This is a genomic window from Streptomyces sp. Ag82_O1-12 (assembly GCF_900182715.1).
GTDB lineage: Bacteria > Actinomycetota > Actinomycetes > Streptomycetales > Streptomycetaceae > Streptomyces > Streptomyces massasporeus.
On record NZ_FXUW01000001.1, the window covers coordinates 7,858,794 to 7,881,298 of the forward strand.

Here is a 22,505-nt window from a genome sequence, read left to right on the forward strand (position 1 = left end):
CCGCGCTTGGGTCAGGAACGGGTCATGACGCGGCGCTGGAGTCCGGGCGCAGTGTGAAGACCTGGTTGAGGCCGACGAGGGTGAGGACGCGGAGCAGGTTCGCCGGTACGGCGGCCAGGACGATGTCGGCGTCGGCGGCCAGGGCGTGCTGGCGGGCGGCGAGCAGGGCGGTGATGCCCGAGGAGTCGCAGAGCGCGAGGCCGGACAGTTCGAGGACCAGGCACTGCCCCGGTGACAGCGCCAGCTGGTCGAGCCGGCCGCGCAGGACGGGGGCCTGGTCGAAGTCGAGGTCGCCGGCCACGTGCAGAACGGGGCCGGTCGGGGTGTCGCGCTGTCTGACGGTGAGCGGGTTCATGAGGTGTGATTCGCCGAGGAGGATATGGGGGAAGGGGCGGCGGGGACGCCGAGCGCCAGCAGGGCGGTGTCGTCGTCGAGACCGTCGCCGAAGCTCTCCAGCAGCCCGGTGAGGGCGGTGATCACTTCGTCCGCTGAGGCGGGGGCGTGGTCGGTGGCGAAGGCGTGCAGGGCGTCCTCGCCGTACAGGTTGTCGCGGCCGGGGCCGGTCCGGGCCTCCGTGAGGCCGTCGGTGTACAGCACGACCGTGTCACCGGGCGCCAGGACGGTCTCGGCGGTGCCGATCGGTGCGCTGGGGAGGACGCCGATGAGCAGCCCTCCGGGGGTGGGCAGGAACTCGGCGCGGCCGTCGGACCGCAGGACGAGCGCCGGCGGGTGGCCGCCGGAGGCGAGGCGCACGGTCGTCGGCCCGTGCTCGCCCCCCGGCTCGACGATCCCGAAGATGCAGGTGCAGTACCGGGGATTGCCGTCGCCGGTGTACCGCTCGTGCAGCACGGCGTTCAGCGTGGTCAGCGCCGAGGCCGGATCCGGGTCGTGGTGGGCCGCGGCGCGCAGGGTGTAGCGGGTCAGCGAGGTGAGCGACGCGGCCTCGGGACCCTTCCCGCACACATCCCCGAGGAAGAACGCCCAGCGGTCCCCGGCCACGGGGAACAGGTCGTAGAAGTCGCCGCCGAGCTGGTCCGGCGAAGCCGTGTGGTAGTGGACGGCCGACTCGATGCCCGGCACGGCGGGCAGCGAGTCCGGCACGAGGGAACGCTGCAGGACGGCGAGCGCGTCGGCCAGCCTCGCCCGGTCGGCCTCGGCCTGCCGTCGGGCCTCGTCCGCCTCGGCGCGGGCCCGCTCGGCCTCCTCGCGGCGGCGCAGGAGCTCCTTTTCGTAGGAGCGGCGGTCCGAGGCGTCGAAGACGGTGATCCGGATCAGCAGGGGCTCGCCCTCGCTGCCGTACTTGATCACCGCGGAGACCAGCACGGGCAGCGGGCCGCCCCCCTGGCGCCGCATGTCCAGGGCGATGCCCCTGAGCTCTCCCTGCATGCGCAGCAGCGGAGCGAAGTGCGTCTCGTGGTACAGCTTCCCGCCGATGGTGAGCAGGTCCGCGAAGCGCTTGCGGCCCGCCACCTCCTCACGGTCCAGCCCGAGCCAGTTCAGCAGCGTGGTGTTGATCTTGGCGATGGTGCCGTCCATCATCGTGGACAGGTAGCCGCAGGGCGCGGACTCGTACAGATCCTCCGCGCTGTCCTCCAGCAGCGCGGAGAATGCCGCGTCCGTGCTCGCCTCGCCCCCCGTCTCGGCGGGGTCCGGCACGCCGCCCGTACGACACATCACTTCAAGGACTCCAGGAAGTCGAGGATCGCCCCGGTGGTGGCCTGTGGCGCGCTGAGCTGCGGGCAGTGCCCGGTGGCGTCGAGCGTGACCAGCCGGGAGGCGGGGATCGCCGCGTGCACGTATGCGCCGACCTCGCGGGGCGCGATGACGTCCTGCTCGCACTCCAGCACGAGGGTCGGCACGGACACGCCCTTCAGGTCCTCGCGGCTGTCGGTGAGGAACGTCGTGCGGGCGAAGACGCGGGCGATGTCGGGGTCGGTGGCGCAGAAGCTGTTGGTCAGCTCCTGGCCCAGCTCCGGCCGCTCCGGGTTGCCCATGATCACCGGGGCCATCGCGGACGACCAGCCGAGGTAGTTCGCCTCCAGGGAGGCGAGCAGCTCGTCGATGTCCTCCGTGCTGAAGCCGCCGCGGTACCCCTCGTCGTCGATGTAGCAGGGCGAGGGCGTCACCATCACGAGCGCCCCGATCCGCTCCGGCGCCGCCTGCGCCGCCAGCACCCCGACCATGGCACTCACCGAGTGACCGACGAATACCGCCTGCCGCAGGTCCAGCTCCTCGCAGACGTCGACGACGTCGGCGGCGTAGCCCGGGAGCGACGCGTACCGCTCCTCGCTCCAGGCCGCGAGGTCCGAACCGCCGGAACCGACGTAGTCGAACAGCACCACCCGGTACCGCCGTGAGAGTTCGGGCACCACGAGCCGCCACATGTTCTGGTCGCAGCCGAACCCGTGTGCCAGGAGCAGCACAGGTGCGTCGTCGGGGCCCATGACATTGACGTTGTTCCTGCGGCGGATGTCCATACCGGCCATGCTCCCACCTCGGCCGGAGCGAGGGGGCGGCGGGCCGGTGGGCGACACGGCGGCGACCGGGAATTCAGCCCAGATAGAGCGGCACCCTCGAGGCCAGCTCGCCGAGCCCCGCCTGCTCCTCCTCGGTCGGCGCCCGCCGCCCGGTGCCGATCAGCAGGGCGTCCACGTCGTGGAAGGCGGGCGGGAACGGGCTCCCCGCGATCCGCTCCAGCATCTCCCGCGACCGGACGAGGCCCTCCGCGGGCGGCTGTTCCGCGTCCGGGAGGTAGGCGATCAGGTCGAGGTGGTGCAGCGTCCACTCCATGACGTAGCTGGAGAGGAAGTCATCCACGGTGAGGATCTCGTCACGGGTGCCGACCCGGCCTGCCGGGTCGGCGAGCAGGGCCGCGCGGCCGGCGGCCGAGCCGACGTCGTCCAGGTGGAATTTCAGCAGGTGCGGATCCTCGTAGGCGGCGGCCAGCCGGACGGTCAGCGCGTCGAGCGGGTCGTCACCGGTCGGCGGAGTACCGGAGACGTCCCAGTACGTCAGCGCGTCGCGTGTCGGTTCCCGCTCGGACGGGGTGGCCAGGGTGATCAGGACGTCCTGGGCGTCGACGATCAGATGGCACACAAGATCCCGTACCAGCCAGCCCGTACAGCCGGAGGGCCGCCCGAAGTCCTCGTCGGAGAGATCCGCCACCGCCGCGCGCAATGCCGTCCAGGTGCGTGAGAAGAGATCCACCTCGGCAACGTAGTGCGGCGCCGCGACGCCGGACAAGCCGGTTTCGGGCGACTGCGCGACCCGAACGCGTCACGCGCGTCGGCGCCCCTCACCCTCCGGGAGCCCCCAGCCGTCCCCCTACCAGGGCGGCGAGCTCGTCCGGTGTCCGCGGGCCCGGCTCCGCCTCGGCCAACAGGCCCTGTGCGCGCAGGAGTTCCGCCGTCGCCGCACCCCATGGCAGGCGCAGCCCCGCCTCCCGCAGGAGGTCCGTGCGGGCCAGGGCCGTGGCCGCGGGCCCGGTGCGGACACCGGACGGGGTGAGCAGCGCCGCGTCGTCGGCCCAGCGCAGGGCGAGGTCGACGTCGTGGGTGGCCATCACCACCGTGGTGCCGGAGGCACGCAGACCGTCGAGGGTGGTGAGGAGCCGCTCCTGGCCGTCGGGGTCGAGTCCGGCCGTCGGTTCGTCGAGGACGAGGACGCGCGGCCGCATGGCGACCGCACCGGCGATGGCGGTGCGTTTGCGCTGCCCGTAGGAGAGCAGATGGGTGGGCCGGTCGGCCAGGGCCGTGATGTCCAGGGCGGCGAGCGCCTCCGCCACCCGCGTCCGCACCTGCGCGTCGTCGAGGCCGAGGTTCAGCGGCCCGAACGACACGTCCTGCTCGACCGACGCCGCGAACAACTGGTCGTCCGGGTCCTGCACGACCAGCTGCACGGTGGTGCGCAGCCGGGTCAGCCCCTTGCGGTCGTACGACACCGGCTGCCCCTGGACCGTCAGCCGCCCCTCGTGCGGTTTCAGCCCACCGGAGAGCAGCCGCATCAGCGTGGTCTTGCCGCTGCCGTTGCGGCCGAGCAGCGCGAGCGCGCGCCCCTCGCGGATGTCGAAGTCGAGGCCGCTGAGCACGGCCGGGCCGTCCTCGTAGGCGAAGGACGCGCCCCGCAGGGCGACGAGGGCGGGCTCGCTCATGTCAGCGGCCTTTCCAGGACGAGGGTGAGGACGGCCAGCGCGGCGAGGAGCGCGCAACTGGCAGCCGTGAAGCGGGCGGAGACCCGGGCCTCGGGCACCAGGACGCGCAGGGTGCCGTCGTAGCCGCGCCCGGCGAGTCCCGCCTGGAGCCGGGTCGCCCGGTCGAAGGCGCGGACGAACGCGGTCGCGCCGAGCCCGGCCAGGGAACGCCACTGAGCGCCCCGGCCGGTGTGGCCGAGCCGGGCCGCCTGGGCCTCCCGGATGCGGCGCATGGAGTCCAGCAGCAGGAAGCTCATCCGGTACGTCACGAGTGCGACGTCGACGACCGGCGCGGGGACCCCGGCCCGGACCAGACGGGGCAGCAGGTCGGACATGGGCGTGGTGAAGGCGAACAGCAGCACGCCCAGGGAGGCCGCCGAGGTACGCAGCAGCAACTCCCCGGCCCGCAGCGGCCCGTCGTCCGCGAGGGAGACGAAACCCCCCGGCCCGCCCACCTGGACGAGCAGCGTGACCGCGCCGGTCACGCAGAAGCCCAGCGGCACCCGGTAGGCCCGCCACAGCCGACGGCCGGGCACACCGGCCGGCCCCAGCAGCACCACCAGGGCGGTCAGCAGCACCAGGGCCGCGCCCGGCCAGGGCGGCAGCGAGATCGCGAGCACGGTGAGGCCGAGCCCGAGCACGGCCTTGTCCACGGGATGGCGGCGGCGCCAGCGACTGCTGTGCGCCGCCGCGTCGATCGGCAGCACCCGGGCTCAGTCCTGTTCCGCGGTGGACTTCCCGGCGACGCCGGCGAGCGCGCTGTCGGCCTCCCGCTCCAGCGCCCGCTGCTCGCCCTGCCGACGGCCCCGGCGCAGACCGAAGTAGTAGGCGAGGACACCGGCGCCGAGAGCCGCCTGAAGGGCGAACAGCGCCGACTCGATCTCACCGGACGGCGGTTCGTACAGCGGCGAGAACCACGGCTCGTAGTCCGGCTTCAGCTCGGTGATCGCCGTCTCCGCCTCCGCGTCGGACCCCGTGAACGGCTCCTTCTTGTGGTCGCCGAGACCGAGCGCCAAGGGCAGCACGGCGAGCGCGGCCACGAGGAACAGCAGCACCAGGTTGATCTTCGTGTTCCTCTTCATCGCGCCGCCACCTCGGTCTCGGTCCGGGTCTGCTTCTTGGCGAGGAGCACACCCAGCCGGGTCAGTTCGCCCTTGCTGGACTGCACCAGCAGCCGCATCACGAGCACGGTCAGCAGACCCTCGCTCACCGCGAGCGGGATCTGGGTGACGGCGAAGATGGAACCGAACTTGCCGAGCGCGCCCAGGAATCCGCTGCCCGGGTCCGGGAACGCGAGCGCCAGCTGCACGCTCGTGACGCAGTAGGTGGACAGGTCGGCGACGAACGCGCCGAAGAACACCGCCACCATCAGCGGCGCGTGGGAGCGCCGCAGCAGCTTGTAGACGGCGTATCCGGCCCAGGGGCCGACGATCGCCATGGAGAAGACGTTGGCGCCGAGCGTGGTCAGGCCGCCGTGCGCGAGCAACAGCGCCTGGAACAGCAGGGTGATGGTACCCAGCACCGCCATGATGGGCGGCCGGAACAGGATGGCTCCGAGGCCCGTGCCGGTGGGGTGGGAGCAACTGCCGGTGACGGACGGCAGTTTCAGGGCGGACAGGACGAACGTGAAGGCGCCGGACGCACCGAGGAGCAGGGTGCTCTCGGGGTGCTCGCGCACTTCACGGGTGAGCGACCGGACCCCGTGGACGACGAACGGCGCCGACGCGACGCCCCAGGCGACCGCGTGCGCCGGAGGAAGGAAACCCTCGGCTATGTGCATGGCTCAGCAGACCCTCTCCAGCACCTCGTGGATGGTTGACGCGCCTTGGCCGGTCTCCTGGCTGACGGGTACCACCGCCCGGACTCCGCCTTCCCGGGTCGCAAGGACCCAGTGGCTGCCCGTGAGGGCCGGAGCCGGACTTCCCGATTCACAGTGGCGAGGGCCGCACCGGCATCACACCGGATTTCCCGTTCACCAAGGCCTGGTGACAATAAGGCCGGGGTAAGGGCGATGACAAGCCACCCAAGGGGCGCGCGAGGGGGCGCCTGCTCGCACACCGGCGCATCCCCCGGCTGATCCACGCGCTCCGGTCAGGGGTTCGCCGGGCGACGTCCGGGCCGCGTCAGTCGTCGCCCCCGTCGTCCCCGCCGCCGTCGCCTTCCCTGTCGTCCCCGGCCTGGCCCGGCTTCTCCGGCTGCGGCTGCTCCGGCCCGCCGGGGCCCGCCTCTTGCGTCGGAGTCGCGGTGCCGGGCGCGGGCGCGACAGGCGTCGGTGAAGCGGTCGGCGCGGACGGAGTGACATCGGCCACGGTGCCGGCGGCCGGCGCCTCGGCCGCCCCCGGCCCGGCCGCCGGACCGGCCCCGGGGCCGGCCTCGGAACCGGAGGACGAAGCCGACGTGGAGTCGGTGGACGGCGTGGCGACGGGGCTGCTCGCGGTCGGGGACGCGTCCGGCTCCGTGCCCTCCGCGCTCGTGTCGGGCGAGAACCAGCGCATGCCGATGAGCATCGCGGCGAGGAAGAGCGCCGCGGCGGCGGCCGTAGCGGCCAGTCGCGACCGGTTGCCCGGGCCCCCGCGCCCCCGGGAGCGGCCCGAACGTCCCGCCTGGGCCGCCCGGGCCGCGCTGCGGTGTCCCGGAGTCGCGGGCAGCGCGTACGTGGTCGGGTTGCCGGTCCCGGTCGCCGCGTACGGGCCCGGCCCCGCGGGCATCGCCGCGGACGTGGTCCTGGGCCGCAGCGGCGGCGAGGCCTCCGGCAGCGGCTCGGGCAGGCCCCGCCAGGCGCCCCCGGCGAACCATTCGGCGGTCTGCTGGGCGGTGGGCCGGTCCTCGGGCTGCTTGGCGAGCAGACCGAGGAGGTAGTTCTCGAACGCGGGCGGCAGTCCGGCGACACCGAGCTCGCGGGGCGGCACGGGGGCGGAGTCGAGGTGCTGGTGCAGGAGGGCGACGGCGGTGTCGGCCTGGAACGGCGGGCGCCCGCTGAGGAGCTGGTAGAGCACGCAGCCCAGGGAGTACATGTCGGAGGCGGGTCCCGCCTGCTTGCCCAGGGCACGCTCGGGCGCGAGGTACAGGCCGGTGCCGACGATCTGGCCGGTGGCGGTGAGGGCGGCGCCGGGGTCGTCGAGGAACCGCGCGATGCCGAAGTCCCCGATCTTCAGGGTGCCGTTCGCGTCCAGCAGCAGGTTGGCGGGCTTGACGTCCCGGTGCACGATGCCCTGCCCGTGCGCGGCGGCGAGCCCGGCGGACGCCTGTGCGGCCAGATCGGCCACCTGCTCGGCGGGGAGCGCGCCGGAGCCGGTCAGCACCCCGGCGAGGCTGTCGCCCTCGACCAGCTCCATCACGAGGTACAGCCGGTTGTCGTACTCGCCGAAGTCCAGGACGCCGACCACATTGGGGTGGTTGAGACGCCCGGCGGTCTGAGCCTCCAGACGGAACCGGGAGGTCGCCGTGGCATCGGTGTCCTGGGGGAGCAGCAGCTTGAGGGCCACCGCTCTGGCGAGCGTCTCGTCGTACGCGCGCCAGACCTCTCCCATTCCACCGCGCCCGATCTCAACATCCAGCCGGTAGCGGCCCGCTAGCAGCACTCGTCCTCGTCTCATGCGTGTGGAAAGGTCGTTGCCGCAGGCCGAACTCCCCGCTTCTGCACGGGGATTGGTGGGGGGTGCCGCAGCCGACCCAGGATACTGGCGCGGCGTGACCACCGATCGCCGCAGCAGTGTCCTCACCGGGCGCCGTCTCGCACATGCGGCGCGAAGAGGTCACCCGCCGGGGTGACGCTCCGGCGCGCTCGGGCGTCCCGGGGCGCCGGCGCCTCTCAGACCGCCCCGCCCGTCTCCTTCGCACGGCGCGGCAACAGGGCCACCGCCAGGGCCGGTACGGCCGCGAGGACCAGCCACGGCACGGCGGCCGGCAGCCCCAGGTCGAGCAGCGAGCCGGTGGCGGCGCTGCCGGCCAGGACGATGAGGCCGGAGACGGACGACAGCGCGCCCATGTAGAGCCCGAGCCGTCCTTCCTCGGCGAGGTCGGGCACCCAGGCGCGGGCGGCGGGCACCACCAGCATCTGCCCCACGGTGAGCAAGATCACGAAGCCCGCGGCCGGCAGCAGCCCGGCGGTGCCGGTCCAGCCCGCCGGGCGGGCCGCGGCCACCACCGCGAAACCGGACGCGATCAGCAGCAGGCCCGCGGTCATCGAGCGGCGCAGATCGAGCCGGTCGCCCGCCCAGCGGGTCACCGGCAGCTGGGTGAACACCACCAGCACCGAGGACAGCGCGAAGAGCCAGGACAGCGGCGCCTGGGAGCCGGCCGCGCGCTGCACCTCGTCCGGCAGCGCCAGATACAGCTGGTTGTAGGCGAGCAGATAGGAGCCGTAGGCGCAGCACAGGGCGAGGAAGCGCCGGTTGCGCAGCAGGGCGCGGGCCCCGCCCCGCTCCCGGACGCGGACCCGGCCGGGGATGTGCTGCGGCATCAGCCACAGGTGCCCGGCGAGGACGAGGACGAAGACCGCGGCACCCGCGAGGCACGCGGTGCGGAAGTCCACGGCGAGCAGCAGCGCGCCGAGCAGCGGCCCGGCGAACGCCCCGACCTGGCCCGCCACGCTGAACAGGGCGAGGACCCGGGTGCGCGGCCCGTGGCCGACCTCCTCCCAGACCACCGCCTGGCGGGCCACCTCGGACTCCACGGCGGGGGAGAACAGCGCGGCGGCGAACCCGATCACCAGCACCGCCCCGATCACGGCCCCCGGCGCCTGCGCGTAACCGAGCCACACGAACCCGGCGATCCGCAGCACGCACCCCGCCAGCACGACCGGCCGCACCCCGAACCGGTCGACGAGCCACCCGCCGACCACGAACAGCCCCTGCTGGCTGAAGGTGCGCAGCCCGAGCACGAACCCGACCAGCCAGCCCGCCATGCCGATGGCGCTGCCGAGATGCTCGGCGAGGAACGGCAGGACGGCGTAGAAGCCGATGTTGAAGGCGAGCTGGGTGAGGATCAGCAGCCGCAGCAGCGGCGACAGTTCCCGGCACAGGCGCCAGGTGCTGTCGCGGGTCGCGGCGTCGGACCTGCGGGCGGCCTCGTGGGCCGGTGCGAGGGGGGCGGGGTCGGTCATCGTTCTTCTGTCTGTGAGGCGGACACGGGCGTCAGGAGGGCGTCGTGGTGGTCCGGTTGCCGGCGCGGGGCCGGCACGACCCGGTCCGCGGGCGGTCCGGCCGGGCCGGCGGGCCGGGTACGCCGCCGGGGGAGCCGTACGCCGCCCGCGGCGGTCACCGCGAGCGCCCCGAGCAGCGCGAGTACGGCGGCGGGGAAGAGGACGGCCCACGGGGCGCGCTCGGCGTACGGCTGGTTCTCGGCCAGCAGCAGGCCCCAGTCGGGGGACGGCGGCTGGGCGCCCAGCCCGAGGAAGCCCAGCGCTGCGAGGCTGAGCGCGATGCCCGGCAGCCGGAGCAGGGCGTGCCGGGCGACCGGGGGCAGGGCGGCGGGCAGCAGTTCGTGCCGGAGCAGGTACCAGCGGCCGGCACCCAGCGCCCGGGTGGCCGTCAGGTGCGTGGTCGCGCGCTCCTGCCGCAGCAGGGAGGAGGTGTGCGCGGCCAGCGGGCACCAGGCCACGACGGTCACGGCGAACGCGGGCGTCCAGGGCCCGCTGCCCATGGCGCCGGTGACGAGGAGCCCGGCCAGTACGGGCGGTACGGCGCTGAGGGTGTCGACCAGCGGCCCGGACACCCTCGGCAGCAGCCCCAGCAGCAGCCCGGCGACGAGGGCGGCGGCACTGACCGCGAGGGCGGTGCCGAGGGTGGTCAGCGCGCCGTGGGAGACGCGGGCGAGCACGTCCCGGCCGAGCGCGTCCGTACCGAAGGGGTGCTCGGGTGAGGGGGCGCGCAGCCGGGCGAGGGTGTCCAGGGCGAGTGGGTCGCGGGCCAGCCCGACGCCGATGACGGCGGCCAGCAGCCCTCCGTAGAGCAGGGGGAGGGTGCGGGGTGCGGGCGGCCGGGGCCGGTGCAGGGACTGCAGGGCGCCGTCGCGCAGCGCCGGACCGATCAGCAGGCGGGCGGCGAGCCGGGCGAGGAGTCCCGCGGCGGCCGCGAGCAGGACGAGGGCGAGGGTGCCGGTCTGCAGGACGGGCAGGTCCTGGGCGAGTGCGGCCTGCAGCGTGAGCCGGCCCAGGCCCGGGATGTCGAAGATCTGCTCGACGGCGACCGATCCGCCGGTCAGGCCGACCACGAACAGCGCCAGGTTCGGCAGCAGTCCGGGCACGCAACGGCGCACCGCCTGACGCGCCACGGACCTCGACGGCACACCGCGTGCCGCTGCCGCCGTCGCCCAGGGTTCTCCGAACGCGCCGGGCAGCAGGTCGTCGAGCATCCGCCCCAGGACCGCCCCGGCGGGCAGACCGAGGGCGAGCGAGGGCAGCACCATCCACTGCGGCCCGTACCAGCCCAGGGCGGGCAGCCAGCCCAGCTGCACACCGATCACCGAGGCCAGTACCGCGGCGACGAGGAACTCGGGCAGCGCGGCCAGCACCGCCGTCGCCGTCCCGCCGGGGCGACGCGCCCCGAGCCGGCCCCGTGCGCCCAGCCGGAGCGTACGGGCGCAGACGGCGGCCACCGTGCCCGCGGCGACCGCCAGGGCCCCGGCCATCAGCAGCAGCGACGCGCCGAGCGCCTGTACGACGCCGGGCAGCACCTGGCTGCCGGACACCCAGGACGTGCCCGCGTCGCCGTGCAGCAGTCCGCCCAGCCAGCGGCCGAGCAGGGCGAGCGGGCCGTCGTCCAGACCGAGGTCGTCGCGGATGGCGCGCAGGGTCTCGGGATCGGGGTCGCGGTCCGCCGACCGCGCCCTGAGCACGGTCAGCGCGGGGTCGGTACGCGACAGCCACGGCAGCAGGCCGACACCGCACACCAGGGCGGCCACGAGCACGGTCCGCCACAGCAGCGCCGGGGCGCCACCGCCCGCGAGTGCGCGCACACGGGCGGCGACACCGTTCGTCCAGGGGGTGTTCGAGCTGTTCAGCGCCGGGTCCCCGTCCCTATGAGGGTGCGCTCGTACGGATCGGGCAGCGCGCCCCGGACGGACGTCGCGATGCCCGCGACGAGCTTCAGATGCACCAGCGGGATCACCGAGTCGGTACCGAGGACGGCCGCCTCCGCCTTCATGGCGGCGTCCTGCCGCTCGGCGGTGTCGGACTCGGCCTGGGCGGCGGCGACCAGTTTGTCCACCTTCCTGTCGCACAGGAACGACAGGTTGGTGGAGCCGTCGCAGGTGTGGTCGCTCGCGAGGACGGTGACCGGGTCGCCGGTGTCCAGCATCATGTTGCGGGAGAAGACCGCGGCGTCGAACGTGCCGTCCAGCAGGTCGCCTTCGAGGCGCGCGTACGTGCGCACCTCCAGCTTCACCTCGAACCCCGCCTTGTGCAGCTGCTGTTGGAGCACCTGGGCGGTCTCCGGCAGCTCGGGCCGGTCGCTGTAGGTGGCGAGGGTGATGCGCGCGCCGTCGGGGCGGCTCGCCCGCGCCCGCCCGGTCGGTTCGACGCGCTTGCCGGCGGCCCAGGTCAGGGCCGGGCCGAACAGGCCCTGCGCGGGCACGGCGTACCCCTCGTAGGCGCCCTTGGCGATGACCGAGGGGTCGATCGCCTCGCGTGCGGCCGCCCGCAGCCCCGCGTCGGTGAAGGCGCCGGACTTGGTGTTGAGGTACAGGCTGGTGTTGCGGGCGGTGTCGACCTCGTGGACGTCGTCCTCGTCCAGGGAGGCGACCTGGGCGACGGGCAGGGACTCGGCGATGTCGACGTCGCCGGTGCGCAGGGCGTTGGCGCGGGCGGTGCCGTCGGAGACGAACCGGGCGGTGACGCCGGACGCCTGGGCCCGGCCGCCCCAGTAGTCGTCGAAGCGGTCCAGCGTGGCCGCGGTGTCACCGTCGATCCTGGTCAGCGCGAAGGGACCGGTGGCGGTGCCTTCGACGTTCACCGTGCCCTTCTTGGCGTAGGCCTTCGGCGCGAACACCGCGAGGGACGGGTTCGAGAGCCGCAACGGCAGGACGGGGTCGGCCTCGGCGGTGCCGACCCGGACCCGCCGGTCGTCCTCGGCCGTGGCGGTCAGCTTCACTCCCGCGAGCGCGGACGGTGCCGGGTCGGCCTTGCCGGCGGCGGTGAGGGCGGCGGCGACGGCCTCGGCGGTGACGGCCTCGCCGTCCTGGAACCTCGCGTCCCGCAGGGTGAACAGCCAGCTCCTGCCGCCGTTCTCACTGCTCCACGACTCGGCCAGCGCGGGGACCGCCGTGCCGTTCGCGTCCAGCTTGGTCAGCCCTTCGATGACGCCGAGCCGGGACAGGAGCATCGCGTCCTGGCCGTACGGCGAGTAGTTCTCGGTCGGGGCGAAGGGCAGGGCGACACGTAGCCGGGCGCCGCCGCCGGAGCCGGGGGAGGCCGACGCGTCGTCGCCTGAGGACGCGAAACAGCCGGAGAGCAACGGCAGCACGAACAGCCCGGCTATGAGCCGGCGGGGAGTTCTCATAGTGTATATGAATACCATTTTCGTTAAGCGAGCGGTATCTCGAAGTGCACGACACCGCTGCCCCCGCCGGGCGCCTCCTCCCGCTCGTCGCAGACCACCTTGCCCAGCGCCCGCCACAGGCCCATCGCGCCCGGGGAGTGCGGATAGGTGTGCAGATACACGGACCGGTATCCGCCGTCGCTCCGGGCGAACTCCAGCAGGCCGTCCACCAGGTGCCGGGCCAGGCCGCGCCGCCGGTGCTCTGGACGGACGTACACCCGCCGGAGCTGAGCCGTCTCGCCCGAGGGGAAACGCTCGGCCAGCCAGTGCGGGTTCGGCGGGTGCTCCGGGCCGCGCGCGTCCAGTGCCGCCGTGGCCGCCACCGTCCCGTCCCGCTCGTCCACGGCCACCAGGAGGGCATGTCGGGGCGGCGTGACGTAGAACGGCACCGGATCGATGATGTCGGCGTGCCATCGCGGCACGTAACCCATGCCGAAGTCGCGGTACACGGCGTCGAGCATCACCGCCCGGGCTCCGTCGATGTCGGTGGCCGTGGCTTCCCTGATGCTGTACTCACGCATTTGCGCATCATATGCAAGAGGGATTCGAGCGTCGGCCGAGGGTCACCGGCGTGATGTGGCTCAGCACGCACAGGAAGCAGCCGACGCTGATCAGGGCACCGATGGCGACCCAGCTACAGCCGGCGGCCCCGCCACCGCACGAACACGTCCGTCGTCCGCTCGTCGGCGTCGTGGCGCTCGCCCCGGTGGTAGGCGGTGTTGGTCACCCGGCCCGTCACCGGCACGGTGTCGTCGGAGACGGTCGCCCCGGCCCGGCTCTTCGCCGGCCGGACGAGGTGGAGTTCGTCTGCCGGATCGGGCTCGATCGTGTCGCGGCGGTAGTCGTGCCGGGGCGGCCGCTCAGCTCTCGGACGGGGCGAGCACCACGAAGTCCGCGCTCGCCGGGTCGAGGCAGACGGCGAGCCGGCCTACGCCCTCCATGTCCACCGGGCCCATCTGCACGCTGCCGCCGTTCCCGGTGACCTGGGCCACCGCGGCGTCGCAGTCCTCCACGGCGAAGACCGGGTGCCAGTACGGCCGCCCGCCCGTCATGGCCAGGTCCTCCTTGCCGAGCTGCATGAGCCCGCCGTGCATCCGGTCCTCGGGGAGTCCCGCCGGGGTGATCAGGGTGTAGGTGCCGGCGTCGCCCGGCAGCGGCATGTCGCTGAACTGCCAGCCGAAGAGGCCGCCGTAGAAGTCCCGCGCGCCCGCGGCGTCGGTCGTGTACAGCTCGGTCCACGACAGCGAGCCCGGCTGGTCCACCAGCTCCACGCCCTTGTTCGTGCCCGGCTCCCAGACCGCGAACTGACCGCCCAGCGGGTCGCTGTACTGCGCCATCCGGCCCCAGTCGTCGAGGCCCATCGGCGCGACCCGCACGGTGCCGCCCGCCTGCTGCACGGCCTGGGTCGTGGCGTCCGCGTCGGTGACGCTGTAGTAGAGCATCCAGGCCGGGCGCGCGCCCTCCTCGGTGAGCTTGCCGAGCCCGGCGACGATCTTGCCGTCCTTCTTGAACATCCCGCCCTCGAAGTCCTCGCTCCCGCCCATGGACTCGTAGTCCCAGCCGAGGACGGCGCCGTAGAAGGCGGCGGCGGCCGGGACGTCCGGAGCGCCCAGGTCGAGCCAGCACGGGGAACCGGGGACGTACTCCGTCGTGATCATGGCGATGCTTCCCTTCCGCGGGGCCTGTGTGCCCAGCGTGACACCGAGCACCGCCCGTCGCCCGTCGGCCGCTCGCCGTACGGGGGACCCCCGGCGGATGCCGGAGGCGGCGTCAGTGGACCGACATCCCGCCGTCGACGAAGACCGACTGCCCGGTCACGTAGGCGGACGCCGCGCTCGCCAGGTAGACCGCCGCACCCGCGAAGTCCTCGGCGAGACCGTTGCGCCCGATCATCGTGCGGGCGGCGAGGGCGGCCACCTTCTCCGGGTCCGAGGACAGCCGCGCGTTGAGCGCTGTCATGACGAAGCCCGGCACGAGGAGGTTGCAGGTGACCCCGCGCGGCGACCACGCCTCGGCCTGGGAGCGCGCCAGTGCCTCCAGTCCGCCCTTGGAGGCGCCGTAGGCGCCGCTCTGGACGAACGCGCGATGCGCCTGCTGCGAGCTGATGTGGATGATCCGCCCGTACCCGCGCTCCGCCATACCGGGTCCGAAGCGCTGCCCCAGCAGGAACGGCGCCTCCAGGTTGACCGCCATCGTGGCGTCCCAGACGTCCTCGCCGAGCTCGTCCATCGGCGGACGCAGGTTGATCCCGGCGCTGTTGACGAGGATGTCTGGCTCCCCGAACACCCCCGCCGCCCGTTCGGCGGCCGTCCGCACCCCCTCGCGGGTGCTCAGATCCGCGCTGACCCACGCGGCGCGGCAACCCTCGGCCGTGAGCTCCTCGACCGTCGCGGCCAGCCCGCCCTCGCCGCGTGCCACGACCACCACGCTCGCCCCGGCACGGGCGAGAGCGCCGGCGATGGCGCGGCCGATGCCGGAACTGCCGCCGGTGACCACCGCGATCCGGCCCTCCAGGGAGAACAGCTCGGAGAGGTAGTCCCGCGGCACCCGGGACGGTGAAGTCGCCCCGGTCTGCCGGGGTGGCCGGGTCGGCTCGGGCGATGGCGTCGGGTAGGTCGTCATGGCGACCCACTCTAGGTTGATCATCCGGGCAGCCGTCGAGCGGTACTGGTCGCCACCTGCCGGCTCGCCCGGCGAGCTCTGGCCGACCTGTCGCGCACATACCCCTGGGGGGTATAGAGTCGGCCTCATGGACCACACCGCTCATGAACCTGAGAAGCACCGGCACGGGACCGCGTCCTGGGGGATCGCGGTGAAGGCGACGGTGCACTGTCTGACCGGGTGCGCGATCGGCGAGATCCTCGGCATGGTGATCGGCACGGCGGCGGGATGGGGCAACGTGCCCACCACGGTGGTGGCGATCGGGCTGGCGTTCCTCTTCGGCTACTCGCTCACCCTGTTCGCGGTCCTGCGCACCGGCCTCGACCTCAAGGCCGCGATCCGGGTCGCCCTCGCCGCGGACACGGTCTCGATCGCGGTGATGGAACTCGTGGACAACCTCATCATCACGCTCACCCCGGGCGCGATGGACGCCGAACTGTCGGACGGTCTCTTCTGGTACGCCCTCCTGGGCGGTTTCGCGGTCGCCTTCCTGATCACGACCCCGGTCAACAAGTGGATGATCGGCCGCGGCAAGGGCCACGCCGTGGTCCACGCCCACCACTGACGCGACGTCACACCCCGTACGGCGCCGCGGGAACCCGGCCGGGCCAGGAGCCGTTGACCCGGTATGACGCATACCGTGTGGGCGGGGCGACTGCTCCCGTTGCTGATCGTCGCGGGCGCCCTGGCGGTGGTCATGGGCCTCTTCGCCTGGCTCGCGTCCGTGGTCCGGCGGCGCGGACTCGCCGGCTCCGGCTTCCGCGCGGCCATGGCCTCCTACGAAGAGGCCTTCAGGGTGACGGCCCACGACTCCCACTACGAGATCCAGGCCCAGGCGCGGGCCAAGAGCCCCGCCGCGGCACCCGGCGACCCCTGGCGCCCCGCCCGGGACAGTTCGAGCGGAGCCGGGGCAGCTCGGCGCCCCCGCCCCCGGAGCGGACTGCGCCGCCGCCTCGGGGCGTGGCGGCGGAGAGTCGCCCGGGGCCGGTGACGCGGCGGCATGCGGAGAGTCGCTGGTGGCCGGTGACGCGGCGGCATGCGGAGAGTCGCTGGTGGCCGGTGACGCGGCGGCACGCGGCCCGGCCTTAGCCGAACACCCCGGCACAGCCGCCGTGCCGCGCGCGCTTCAGCCCTTGAGCAGGCGCACCTGACCGTCGGGGAGTTTCGGCCACCAGTGGTGGTAGCGGCGGTAGACCTCGGTGTCCCGGCCGGCCAGCAGCGCCGTCAACGACGCGGCCTCCTCGGCGAGTCCGTTCCACGCGGCGGTCGGCAGGTCGTGGAAGGCCGTGGCCTCGATGCCGCCGTCGAGCGCGCGCCACACGCCGGCGACCCGGCCGTCGACCAGCAGCGTGGGCAGCACGTCGCTGTTCACCCGGATCACCAGACGGCGATACGCCGGGGGGATCACGCGGCTGCGGTCGGCGTGGGCCAGCAGGACGCTGTCCCACATGGCCATGAGCCGGGGCGGCGCGGGGGTGTCCGCCGGTGGGCGCGAGGCGCCCGGCACGCCGTACAGGACGGTCCCGTCGGGTCCCCGCAGTCGCTCCACCGCGTCGTCGAGGGCGAGCAGCGCCCGGCGTACCGGCGCCCGCGGCACCATGGCGAACTGCGCCACGTCCGCCACCGAGGCGGGCCCGAAGCCCGCCAGATAGCGCAGGACGAGGTGGTTCAGCGCCTCCGTCACCGTCTCCCGCCCCTCGGGCACGGGACCGGTTCGCGCCGCGACGAACGACGACCGGGCGTCGAACGACCACGGCCCGCCGGTCGGGACATGGAGCAGCGGCGCGTACGCCTTGAGCCCCCACCACGCCCCGGCCTTCCGCTCCTCACCGACCCGCTCCGCCAGCCAGTCCCGCACCTCGGCGGCCGTCCGCGGCCGGTCCGCGAAGTCCAGCAACTCGGGGACCAGCGCCTGGCCGTCGGCCGGCGTGAGCCCCGCCGCGGCGAAGCGGTACCCGAGCCGGGACGCGTACAGCGTCTGCTGCATCGCCTCCCGGAACACCTGATAGTCGTCCGCGTGGACCGCGTGCAGCGTGATCCGCATCAGGGTCGCCTTGACCACCGCGCGCCCCGAGAAGGCGGCGTCCAGCTCGGCCGGCGCGAACCCGGCCAGCCGGTTCCACAGCCCGACGTAGGGCGAGGCGGCGTGCTGCGCCTGCAGTGCCACCACACGCCGCACCGCTTCCCCGGGCTCCATCGCCTCCCGCCCCAGCAGCAACTGGCGGCCGAGGGTGGCTCGATTGAGTTCCTGTGCGGTGATGTCCACGCCGGGGATTCTGCCGTGGCGCTGCCGCAGGCACCGACTCCGCGGTAGTGGTCCGGATCACATGACCGGCCTGCCCACGCGACGCGCTCCGCCCGCGCACCCCCTGTACGGGGCGCCGGGGGTGGTCACCCGCGCGCCGGTTCGATGTTCTGGTTGGCGTGGAAGAGGTTGTCCGGGTCGTAGGTCCGCTTGATCCTGGCGAGCCGGTCGTAGTGGTCGCGGTACGTCGCCCGGACCCGCTCCTGGCCCTCGCCCGATCCCATGAAGTTCACGTACGAGCCGCCCATCGAGTACGGGTGCAGTGCCTCCTGGTAGTCCACGCACCACTGCCTGATCGTCCCGGCGTTGGCCGGGTCGGGATCGACACCGGCGAAGACGCCGGACCAGAGCGCGTCCCGGTAGCTCCACGCGGTGTCGTCGGGGCCGACCCGGTGGGCGGCTCCGTCGATCGGGTAGAGGTGCATGAGCGACAACGGCGTGGGGTTGCTCCGGCCGTACTCGAGGTGCACGTCCAGGGCGGCGTCGGGGATGCTGTCGAAGAAGTCGCCCCGCCAGTACCACTGGTAGCCGGTCGGGATCATCTCGTCGAACATGCCCTGCAGCGCGTCGTACGGCATCGGTGTCGTGAAGTGGAAGGCCGGCCGGCCCGCGTCGTTCACCACCGAGAGGGTGTCGTCGAGCCCGTCCAGGTCACCCGTGCAGCACCACACGACGCCGCACACCTTCTTGCCGTGCAGCTCCTCGGGGAAGGGCGGGCCCGGCGGGACGACGATGACGGCGAAGAAGCCGTAGACGTCCTCGGGTGCCTGCGGGAGGAACTCGCGGTACCAGGCCAGCACTTCGCGCGTGCTCTCGACCGGCCAGACCGTCACCCCGGCCCCGACCGTGCCCACCGGGTGCAGGCGGTAGGTGAGGGAGGTCGCGATGCCGAAGTTGCCGCCGCCGCCCCGCAGGGCCCAGAACAGGTCCGGGTGCTCGGTCTCGCTCGCGGTGACGAAGCTGCCGTCGGCCAGCACCACGTCCGCGGCGATCAGGTTGTCCACGGTCAGCCCGTACTTGCGGGTGAGGTAGCCATGGCCGCCGCCGAGGGTCAGGCCCCCGACGCCCGTCATGGAGATGATGCCGGTGGGGGTGGCGAGGCCGAAGGCCTGGGTGGCGTGGTCGAGGTCGCCGAGGTGGCTGCCGCTGCCGACCTCGGCGGTCCGGGCCTCGGGGTCGACCCGCACCCAGCGCATCGGCGAGAGATCGACCGTTACGCCGTCGTCCACCAGGCACAGGCCGGGGCCGCTGTGCCCGCCGCCCCGCACGGCGAGTTCCAGGCCGTGATCGCGGACGTAGCCGACCGCCGCCATCACGTCGGCGGTGTCCGTGCAGGGCACGAGGGCGGCGGGTCGTTTGTCGATCATCGCGTTGTAGATCTTGCGCGCCTCGTCGTAGCCGGCGTCCCGCGGGCCGATCACCGGCCCCCGCAGCGATGTGCGCATGTCTTCCAGGGTGGCGGTGTCCATGACGATCTCCTCGGGGCGCGGGCCCGTGCTGACATCACCAGCCTCTCGCCGACCGCGGAGCGACGCATGTCCGCAGCATGCGCCGCCCCCGGCGGAGGGCCGTGCCGGTTCGGGTCCCCCTCCGCCCGGAGGCTCGCGTCAGGCCGGGGTGACCTCCACCAGGCCGAACTCCCCACCCCCACACCCGCCCAGCGCCGCCGAGCCGTCCAGGGCGTGATCCGCGAGCTGCACTCCCGGGGGATCACCAGCTACACCGAGCCAGGCCTCGGCCCCGGCGGGGCCGGCTCCCTCTTCGGTGGCCTGAGCACCGACAACTGGACCGCCTACGCCGACCTCGCCGCGAACGGCGAACTCCAGGCCCGGGTCAGCGTCCTGCTCCTGCCGCCCCGATGGGCGGCTGCGCCGATGACTTCAAGGGCACCCTCGCACCGGGCCGGGCCGCCGATCTGTGCGTCCTGGACCGGCCATTGGTGGACCTGGATCCGCACGAGATCACCCAGGTGCGGGTGGATCTCGCGGTCTTCGACGGGCGGGTCGTCTTCGAACGGTGAGGACCGCTGCTCAGGCCGCCCGCACCACCGTGCGTCGCGCCCCCCAGCGCCGGTTCCGGTACCGCCCGGCCACCCGGCACACCGCGTAGGTCGTGAAGGAGATCGTCGTGACGTAGGGGCTGATGGGAATGCCGCCGCCGAGGGCGAGCAGGATGCCGCCCTCGATGGAGGCCACGGCGAACAGGACGCTCAGCACGGGCAGCAGCACCGGCGACGCGGTGACGCGGGCGGCCGCCGCGGCCGGGGTGACCACCAGGGAGAGCACCAGCAACGCCCCGACGATCTGCACCGACAGGGCGACCGCGAGCCCGAGCACCAGCATGAACGCGAAGGAGAGCGCACCCACCGGGACCCCACGGGCCTGTGCCACGTCCGGATCCGCGCTGGCGAACGCCAGCGGGCGCCACATCACCGCCAGGGCGGCCAGCACCAGGACGGACGTGCCGAGCAGCCACGACATCTGCGGGGTGTCCACGGCCACGATCTGCCCGGTGAGCAGCCCGAACTTGCTGGCCGCCCGGCCCTTGTAGAGGGCGAGGAAGAGCACGCCGAGTCCCAGGCCGAACGGCATGATGACGCCGATCACCGAGTTGCGGTCCCGCGCCCGTGTCCCGAGGACGCCGATGGCACCGGCCGCCAGGAGCGAACCGGCGAGGGAGCCCGCCACGACGTTCGCGCCCAGCAGCAGCGCCGCCGAGGCCCCGGCGAAGGACAGTTCGCTGATGCCGTGCACCGCGAACGGCAGGTCCCGCATCAGGACGAACACCCCGGCCAGTCCGCCGACCAGGCCGAGCGCGACGCCGGCGACGAGCGAGTTGCGGACCAGGGCGAGGAGTTGGCCGTAGTCGGTGAAATCGAAGATCTGGTGCCAGATCCCGTCGGCGAGTGTCATGCGCGCACTCCGTCCGTCTCGTGGGCCTGCTCGGGGTGGTGCGGCGGACCGGCCGTCTCGTCGGGAGCTCCCACGACGACCACCCGGTCCCGGACGCGCACCACGTCGACCCGGGTGCCGTAGAGACGGGACAGCGACTCGGAGGTCAGCACCTCGTCGGGGGTGCCGACCCGGTGGCCGCCCCGGGCCAGGTACAGCACCCGGTCTGCCAGGCCCAGCACCGGGTTGATCTCGTGCGTCACGAACACCACCGCCGTGCCATGGGAGCGGCGCCGGGCGTCGATCAGCTCGGTGACGGCCCGCTGGTGGTTCAGGTCGAGCGACAGCAACGGCTCGTCGCACAGCAGGAGACGGGGGTCGGTCGCCAGGGCCTGCCCGATGCGCACACGCTGCCGCTCGCCGCCGGAGAGCATCCCGAGCGGGACGTCGGCGTAGGCCGAGGCGCCGACCGACTCGAGGATCTCGTCCACGCGGCGGCGGATCCCGCCGGTGCGCAGTCGCGGCCCGAAGCGGTGGCCGTCGATGCCGAACCGGACGAGGTCGCGGGCGCGCAGCATGGCCTGCGCGGACAGCGCCGCCTGCTGTGGGACGTAGCCGATGTGCCGGGCGGCCTCGCGCGCGGGACCGCCGAGAACGGTCAGCGTGCCGCCGGACAACGGCCGGCGGCCCAGCAGGGCCCGGACGAAGCTGGTCTTGCCCGCACCGTTCGGGCCCAGCACGGCCAGGAACTCGCCGGGCCGTACGTCGAGATCGAGGCCGCTCCAGACCTCGCGGTCGCCGTAGGACAGGGCTGCCGCGCGCAGGGCGACGACAGGCGTGCCGTCCTGCCGGGGTATCGGGGTCACGCGGCCAGCGCGCTCGCGAGCGCGTCGAGGTTGGCGGTCATCCAGCCGAGGTAGTCCTTGCCCTTGGGCAAGGTCTCCGTGACGGGCACGACGGGGACGCCGGCCGCCTTGGCCGCCGCCTCGGCCTTCTCGGTCTGCGGGCCGGAGGTCTGCACGTTGTAGACGAGGGCCTTCACCTTCTTGCCGCTGAACAGCGCGAGGCTCTTCTGGAGGACGCGCGGGGAGACGTCGTCGCCCTCCTCGATCGCCTCGCTGAACTCCGCGGGCGTCCTGTTCACCAGGCCGCTCGCCTCGATCATGTACAGCGGCACCGGTTCGGTGATGGCGACGCCCTCGCCGCCGTGCGCCTTCTTGATCTGCGCCTCCCGGGCCTCCAGCGGCTTGAGTTTCGCCTGGAAGGCGGCGGTGTTCTTCTCGAAGGCGGCCGCATCGCCCGGGTCGGCCTCGGCGAGGGCGGTGGAGATCCGGTCGGCGACCTCGGCGACGGTGGGGAAGTCGTACCAGACGTGCTCGTTGAGTTCCCCGCCCTTGGGCGCGGTCCGGCCGGACACGTCGACCGCGTTGATCACCTCGGCGGAGTCGTTGTGCCCGCCCTTGAGCATGTGGTCGACGAAGTCGTCGTAGCCGCCGCCGTTCTCGATGACGACCTTCGCCCTGGACAGGGCCAGCTGGTTCTGGGGGTCGGCCTCGTAGGAGTGCGGGTCCTGGTCGGGGTCGCTGATGACCGAGGTGACGTCGACCCGGTCGCCGCCGATGCGCCGGGCGATGTCGCCATAGACGTTCGTGGAGGCGACCACGGCCACGCGGGCCGGTGCGCTCTTGCCGTCGGCCGAGTCCGAGGAGCTGCCGCAGCCCGCGAGCAGGGCCAGTGACGCGCTGGTCAGCAGCGCCAGGCGGCGGGACGTGGACAAGGGCATGACTCCTCCAGGGCGGACGGGCACGGGGGTGATCGGCAGGCATCACGCTAAGTGGGAATGAATGTCAAAACCGGGTTCGAGTCGAAGTCATGTGAAAACCATTGCCAGCTGTTGGCGACCACTTGGACCGTCTATCCAA

General features: G+C 73.4%; 23 protein-coding genes and 1 riboswitch. Of the genes, 3 read left to right on the plus strand and 20 right to left on the minus strand.

What is annotated here, in order from left to right:
• Nucleotides 1–22: 22 nt before the first annotated feature.
• The 15 genes from QOL88_RS35765 to QOL88_RS35840 all read right to left on the minus strand — a co-directional run bounded on the left by QOL88_RS35765 (nt 23) and on the right by QOL88_RS35840 (nt 15,348).
• Nucleotides 23–355 (minus strand): STAS domain-containing protein, encoded by a 333-nt coding sequence (locus tag QOL88_RS35765; RefSeq protein ID WP_097222361.1) that lies wholly within the window; start codon nt 353–355, stop codon nt 23–25.
• Entirely contained in the window at nt 352–1,674 is a 1,323-nt protein-coding gene (locus QOL88_RS35770; RefSeq protein ID WP_097222362.1) for a PP2C family protein-serine/threonine phosphatase, read from the minus strand. Before QOL88_RS35770 ends, QOL88_RS35765 begins: the two co-directional genes overlap by 4 nt.
• Nucleotides 1,674–2,477, minus strand: a complete 804-nt coding sequence (locus QOL88_RS35775) for an alpha/beta fold hydrolase (RefSeq protein WP_097223337.1) — start codon at nt 2,475–2,477, stop codon at nt 1,674–1,676. Before QOL88_RS35775 ends, QOL88_RS35770 begins: the two co-directional genes overlap by 1 nt.
• Nucleotides 2,478–2,550: 73 nt before the next feature.
• On the minus strand, nt 2,551–3,207 hold the full coding sequence (locus QOL88_RS35780) for a maleylpyruvate isomerase N-terminal domain-containing protein (protein WP_097223338.1): 657 nt from the start codon (nt 3,205–3,207) through the stop codon (nt 2,551–2,553).
• Nucleotides 3,208–3,295: 88 nt separating this feature from the next.
• Entirely contained in the window at nt 3,296–4,150 is an 855-nt protein-coding gene (locus QOL88_RS35785) for an energy-coupling factor ABC transporter ATP-binding protein (protein ID WP_097222363.1), read from the minus strand.
• Nucleotides 4,147–4,896: a cobalt ECF transporter T component CbiQ gene (gene cbiQ / locus QOL88_RS35790; RefSeq protein WP_097222364.1), complete on the minus strand. Its 750-nt coding sequence runs from the start codon at nt 4,894–4,896 to the stop codon at nt 4,147–4,149. The genes QOL88_RS35785 and cbiQ overlap by 4 nt, the downstream gene beginning before the upstream one ends.
• Nucleotides 4,897–4,902: 6 nt before the next feature.
• Nucleotides 4,903–5,271, minus strand: a complete 369-nt coding sequence (locus tag QOL88_RS35795) for an energy-coupling factor ABC transporter substrate-binding protein (RefSeq protein WP_097222365.1) — start codon at nt 5,269–5,271, stop codon at nt 4,903–4,905.
• A complete protein-coding gene (locus QOL88_RS35800) occupies nt 5,268–5,969 on the minus strand; it encodes an energy-coupling factor ABC transporter permease (protein WP_097222366.1) in 702 nt (233 codons plus the stop codon). The genes QOL88_RS35795 and QOL88_RS35800 overlap by 4 nt, the downstream gene beginning before the upstream one ends.
• A gap of 30 nt (nt 5,970–5,999) precedes the next feature.
• Nucleotides 6,000–6,184, minus strand: a riboswitch (cobalamin riboswitch).
• A 128-nt stretch (nt 6,185–6,312) separates the two neighbouring features.
• Nucleotides 6,313–7,785, minus strand: a complete 1,473-nt coding sequence (locus QOL88_RS35805; RefSeq protein ID WP_502961622.1) for a serine/threonine-protein kinase — start codon at nt 7,783–7,785, stop codon at nt 6,313–6,315.
• A gap of 215 nt (nt 7,786–8,000) precedes the next feature.
• A complete protein-coding gene (locus QOL88_RS35810) occupies nt 8,001–9,293 on the minus strand; it encodes an MDR family MFS transporter (RefSeq protein WP_097222368.1) in 1,293 nt (430 codons plus the stop codon).
• Complete coding sequence (locus QOL88_RS35815; protein ID WP_257027983.1) at nt 9,290–11,146, minus strand: ABC transporter permease subunit; 1,857 nt, start codon at nt 11,144–11,146, stop codon at nt 9,290–9,292. The genes QOL88_RS35810 and QOL88_RS35815 overlap by 4 nt, the downstream gene beginning before the upstream one ends.
• 41 nt (nt 11,147–11,187) lie before the next feature.
• Complete coding sequence (locus tag QOL88_RS35820; protein ID WP_097222369.1) at nt 11,188–12,687, minus strand: ABC transporter substrate-binding protein; 1,500 nt, start codon at nt 12,685–12,687, stop codon at nt 11,188–11,190.
• A 23-nt stretch (nt 12,688–12,710) separates the two neighbouring features.
• Nucleotides 12,711–13,247 carry a GNAT family N-acetyltransferase gene (locus tag QOL88_RS35825; RefSeq protein ID WP_097222370.1) on the minus strand — a complete coding sequence of 179 codons (537 nt, stop codon included), beginning with the start codon at nt 13,245–13,247 and terminating at the stop codon, nt 12,711–12,713.
• A 339-nt stretch (nt 13,248–13,586) separates the two neighbouring features.
• Nucleotides 13,587–14,384, minus strand: a complete 798-nt coding sequence (locus QOL88_RS35835) for a VOC family protein (protein WP_097223340.1) — start codon at nt 14,382–14,384, stop codon at nt 13,587–13,589.
• Between the two features lie 112 nt (nt 14,385–14,496).
• The gene (locus QOL88_RS35840) at nt 14,497–15,348 is read right to left on the minus strand and encodes an SDR family NAD(P)-dependent oxidoreductase (protein ID WP_257027984.1); all 852 of its coding nucleotides are present in this window, start codon (nt 15,346–15,348) and stop codon (nt 14,497–14,499) included.
• Between the two features lie 127 nt (nt 15,349–15,475).
• On the opposite strand from QOL88_RS35840, the gene QOL88_RS35845 reads away from it, so the two are divergent.
• Both QOL88_RS35845 and QOL88_RS35850 read left to right on the plus strand, forming a co-directional pair.
• On the plus strand, nt 15,476–15,952 hold the full coding sequence (locus QOL88_RS35845) for a DUF4396 domain-containing protein (protein ID WP_097222372.1): 477 nt from the start codon (nt 15,476–15,478) through the stop codon (nt 15,950–15,952).
• A gap of 63 nt (nt 15,953–16,015) precedes the next feature.
• The gene (locus QOL88_RS35850) at nt 16,016–16,378 is read left to right on the plus strand and encodes a hypothetical protein (protein ID WP_097222373.1); all 363 of its coding nucleotides are present in this window, start codon (nt 16,016–16,018) and stop codon (nt 16,376–16,378) included.
• Nucleotides 16,379–16,513: 135 nt separating this feature from the next.
• Here QOL88_RS35850 and QOL88_RS35855 read toward each other — a convergent pair whose 3' ends face one another.
• Nucleotides 16,514–17,653, minus strand: a complete 1,140-nt coding sequence (locus QOL88_RS35855; RefSeq protein WP_097222374.1) for a winged helix DNA-binding domain-containing protein — start codon at nt 17,651–17,653, stop codon at nt 16,514–16,516.
• 125 nt (nt 17,654–17,778) lie between these two features.
• Nucleotides 17,779–19,161, minus strand: coding sequence for an FAD-binding oxidoreductase (locus tag QOL88_RS35860; protein WP_097222375.1), 1,383 nt, complete (start codon nt 19,159–19,161; stop codon nt 17,779–17,781).
• Nucleotides 19,162–19,550: 389 nt separating this feature from the next.
• Here QOL88_RS35860 and QOL88_RS39050 point away from each other — a divergent pair, with 389 nt between their 5' ends.
• Nucleotides 19,551–19,712, plus strand: coding sequence for an amidohydrolase family protein (locus QOL88_RS39050; protein ID WP_218892940.1), 162 nt, complete (start codon nt 19,551–19,553; stop codon nt 19,710–19,712).
• 10 nt (nt 19,713–19,722) lie between these two features.
• Here QOL88_RS39050 and QOL88_RS35875 read toward each other — a convergent pair whose 3' ends face one another.
• The 3 genes from QOL88_RS35875 to QOL88_RS35885 are packed head-to-tail and all read right to left on the minus strand — an operon-like array spanning nt 19,723 to nt 22,366.
• On the minus strand, nt 19,723–20,604 hold the full coding sequence (locus tag QOL88_RS35875) for a metal ABC transporter permease (RefSeq protein ID WP_097222376.1): 882 nt from the start codon (nt 20,602–20,604) through the stop codon (nt 19,723–19,725).
• Complete coding sequence (locus tag QOL88_RS35880) at nt 20,601–21,449, minus strand: metal ABC transporter ATP-binding protein (protein WP_097222377.1); 849 nt, start codon at nt 21,447–21,449, stop codon at nt 20,601–20,603. The genes QOL88_RS35875 and QOL88_RS35880 overlap by 4 nt, the downstream gene beginning before the upstream one ends.
• Nucleotides 21,446–22,366 (minus strand): metal ABC transporter solute-binding protein, Zn/Mn family, encoded by a 921-nt coding sequence (locus QOL88_RS35885; RefSeq protein ID WP_097222378.1) that lies wholly within the window; start codon nt 22,364–22,366, stop codon nt 21,446–21,448. The genes QOL88_RS35880 and QOL88_RS35885 overlap by 4 nt, the downstream gene beginning before the upstream one ends.
• Between the last annotated feature and the right edge of the window lie 139 nt (nt 22,367–22,505).

Excerpts from the sequence above, each read along its gene's own strand:
- QOL88_RS35785 (WP_097222363.1), bottom strand. The coding sequence starts at position 4,150 with ATGAGCGAGCCCGCCCTCGTCGCCCTGCGGGGCGCGTCCTTCGCCTAC.
- QOL88_RS35875 (WP_097222376.1), bottom strand. The coding sequence starts at position 20,604 with ATGACACTCGCCGACGGGATCTGGCACCAGATCTTCGATTTCACCGAC.
- QOL88_RS35805 (WP_502961622.1), bottom strand. The coding sequence starts at position 7,785 with ATGAGACGAGGACGAGTGCTGCTAGCGGGCCGCTACCGGCTGGATGTT.
- QOL88_RS35885 (WP_097222378.1), bottom strand. The coding sequence starts at position 22,366 with ATGCCCTTGTCCACGTCCCGCCGCCTGGCGCTGCTGACCAGCGCGTCA.
- QOL88_RS35820 (WP_097222369.1), bottom strand. The coding sequence starts at position 12,687 with ATGAGAACTCCCCGCCGGCTCATAGCCGGGCTGTTCGTGCTGCCGTTG.
- QOL88_RS35845 (WP_097222372.1), top strand. The coding sequence starts at position 15,476 with ATGGACCACACCGCTCATGAACCTGAGAAGCACCGGCACGGGACCGCG.
- QOL88_RS35825 (WP_097222370.1), bottom strand. The coding sequence starts at position 13,247 with ATGCGTGAGTACAGCATCAGGGAAGCCACGGCCACCGACATCGACGGA.
- QOL88_RS35840 (WP_257027984.1), bottom strand. The coding sequence starts at position 15,348 with ATGACGACCTACCCGACGCCATCGCCCGAGCCGACCCGGCCACCCCGG.
- QOL88_RS35810 (WP_097222368.1), bottom strand. The coding sequence starts at position 9,293 with ATGACCGACCCCGCCCCCCTCGCACCGGCCCACGAGGCCGCCCGCAGG.
- QOL88_RS39050 (WP_218892940.1), top strand. The coding sequence starts at position 19,551 with ATGGGCGGCTGCGCCGATGACTTCAAGGGCACCCTCGCACCGGGCCGG.
- QOL88_RS35800 (WP_097222366.1), bottom strand. The coding sequence starts at position 5,969 with ATGCACATAGCCGAGGGTTTCCTTCCTCCGGCGCACGCGGTCGCCTGG.
- QOL88_RS35775 (WP_097223337.1), bottom strand. The coding sequence starts at position 2,477 with ATGGACATCCGCCGCAGGAACAACGTCAATGTCATGGGCCCCGACGAC.
- QOL88_RS35850 (WP_097222373.1), top strand. The coding sequence starts at position 16,016 with ATGACGCATACCGTGTGGGCGGGGCGACTGCTCCCGTTGCTGATCGTC.
- QOL88_RS35835 (WP_097223340.1), bottom strand. The coding sequence starts at position 14,384 with ATGATCACGACGGAGTACGTCCCCGGTTCCCCGTGCTGGCTCGACCTG.
- QOL88_RS35770 (WP_097222362.1), bottom strand. The coding sequence starts at position 1,674 with ATGTGTCGTACGGGCGGCGTGCCGGACCCCGCCGAGACGGGGGGCGAG.
- QOL88_RS35795 (WP_097222365.1), bottom strand. The coding sequence starts at position 5,271 with ATGAAGAGGAACACGAAGATCAACCTGGTGCTGCTGTTCCTCGTGGCC.
- QOL88_RS35765 (WP_097222361.1), bottom strand. The coding sequence starts at position 355 with ATGAACCCGCTCACCGTCAGACAGCGCGACACCCCGACCGGCCCCGTT.
- QOL88_RS35860 (WP_097222375.1), bottom strand. The coding sequence starts at position 19,161 with ATGGACACCGCCACCCTGGAAGACATGCGCACATCGCTGCGGGGGCCG.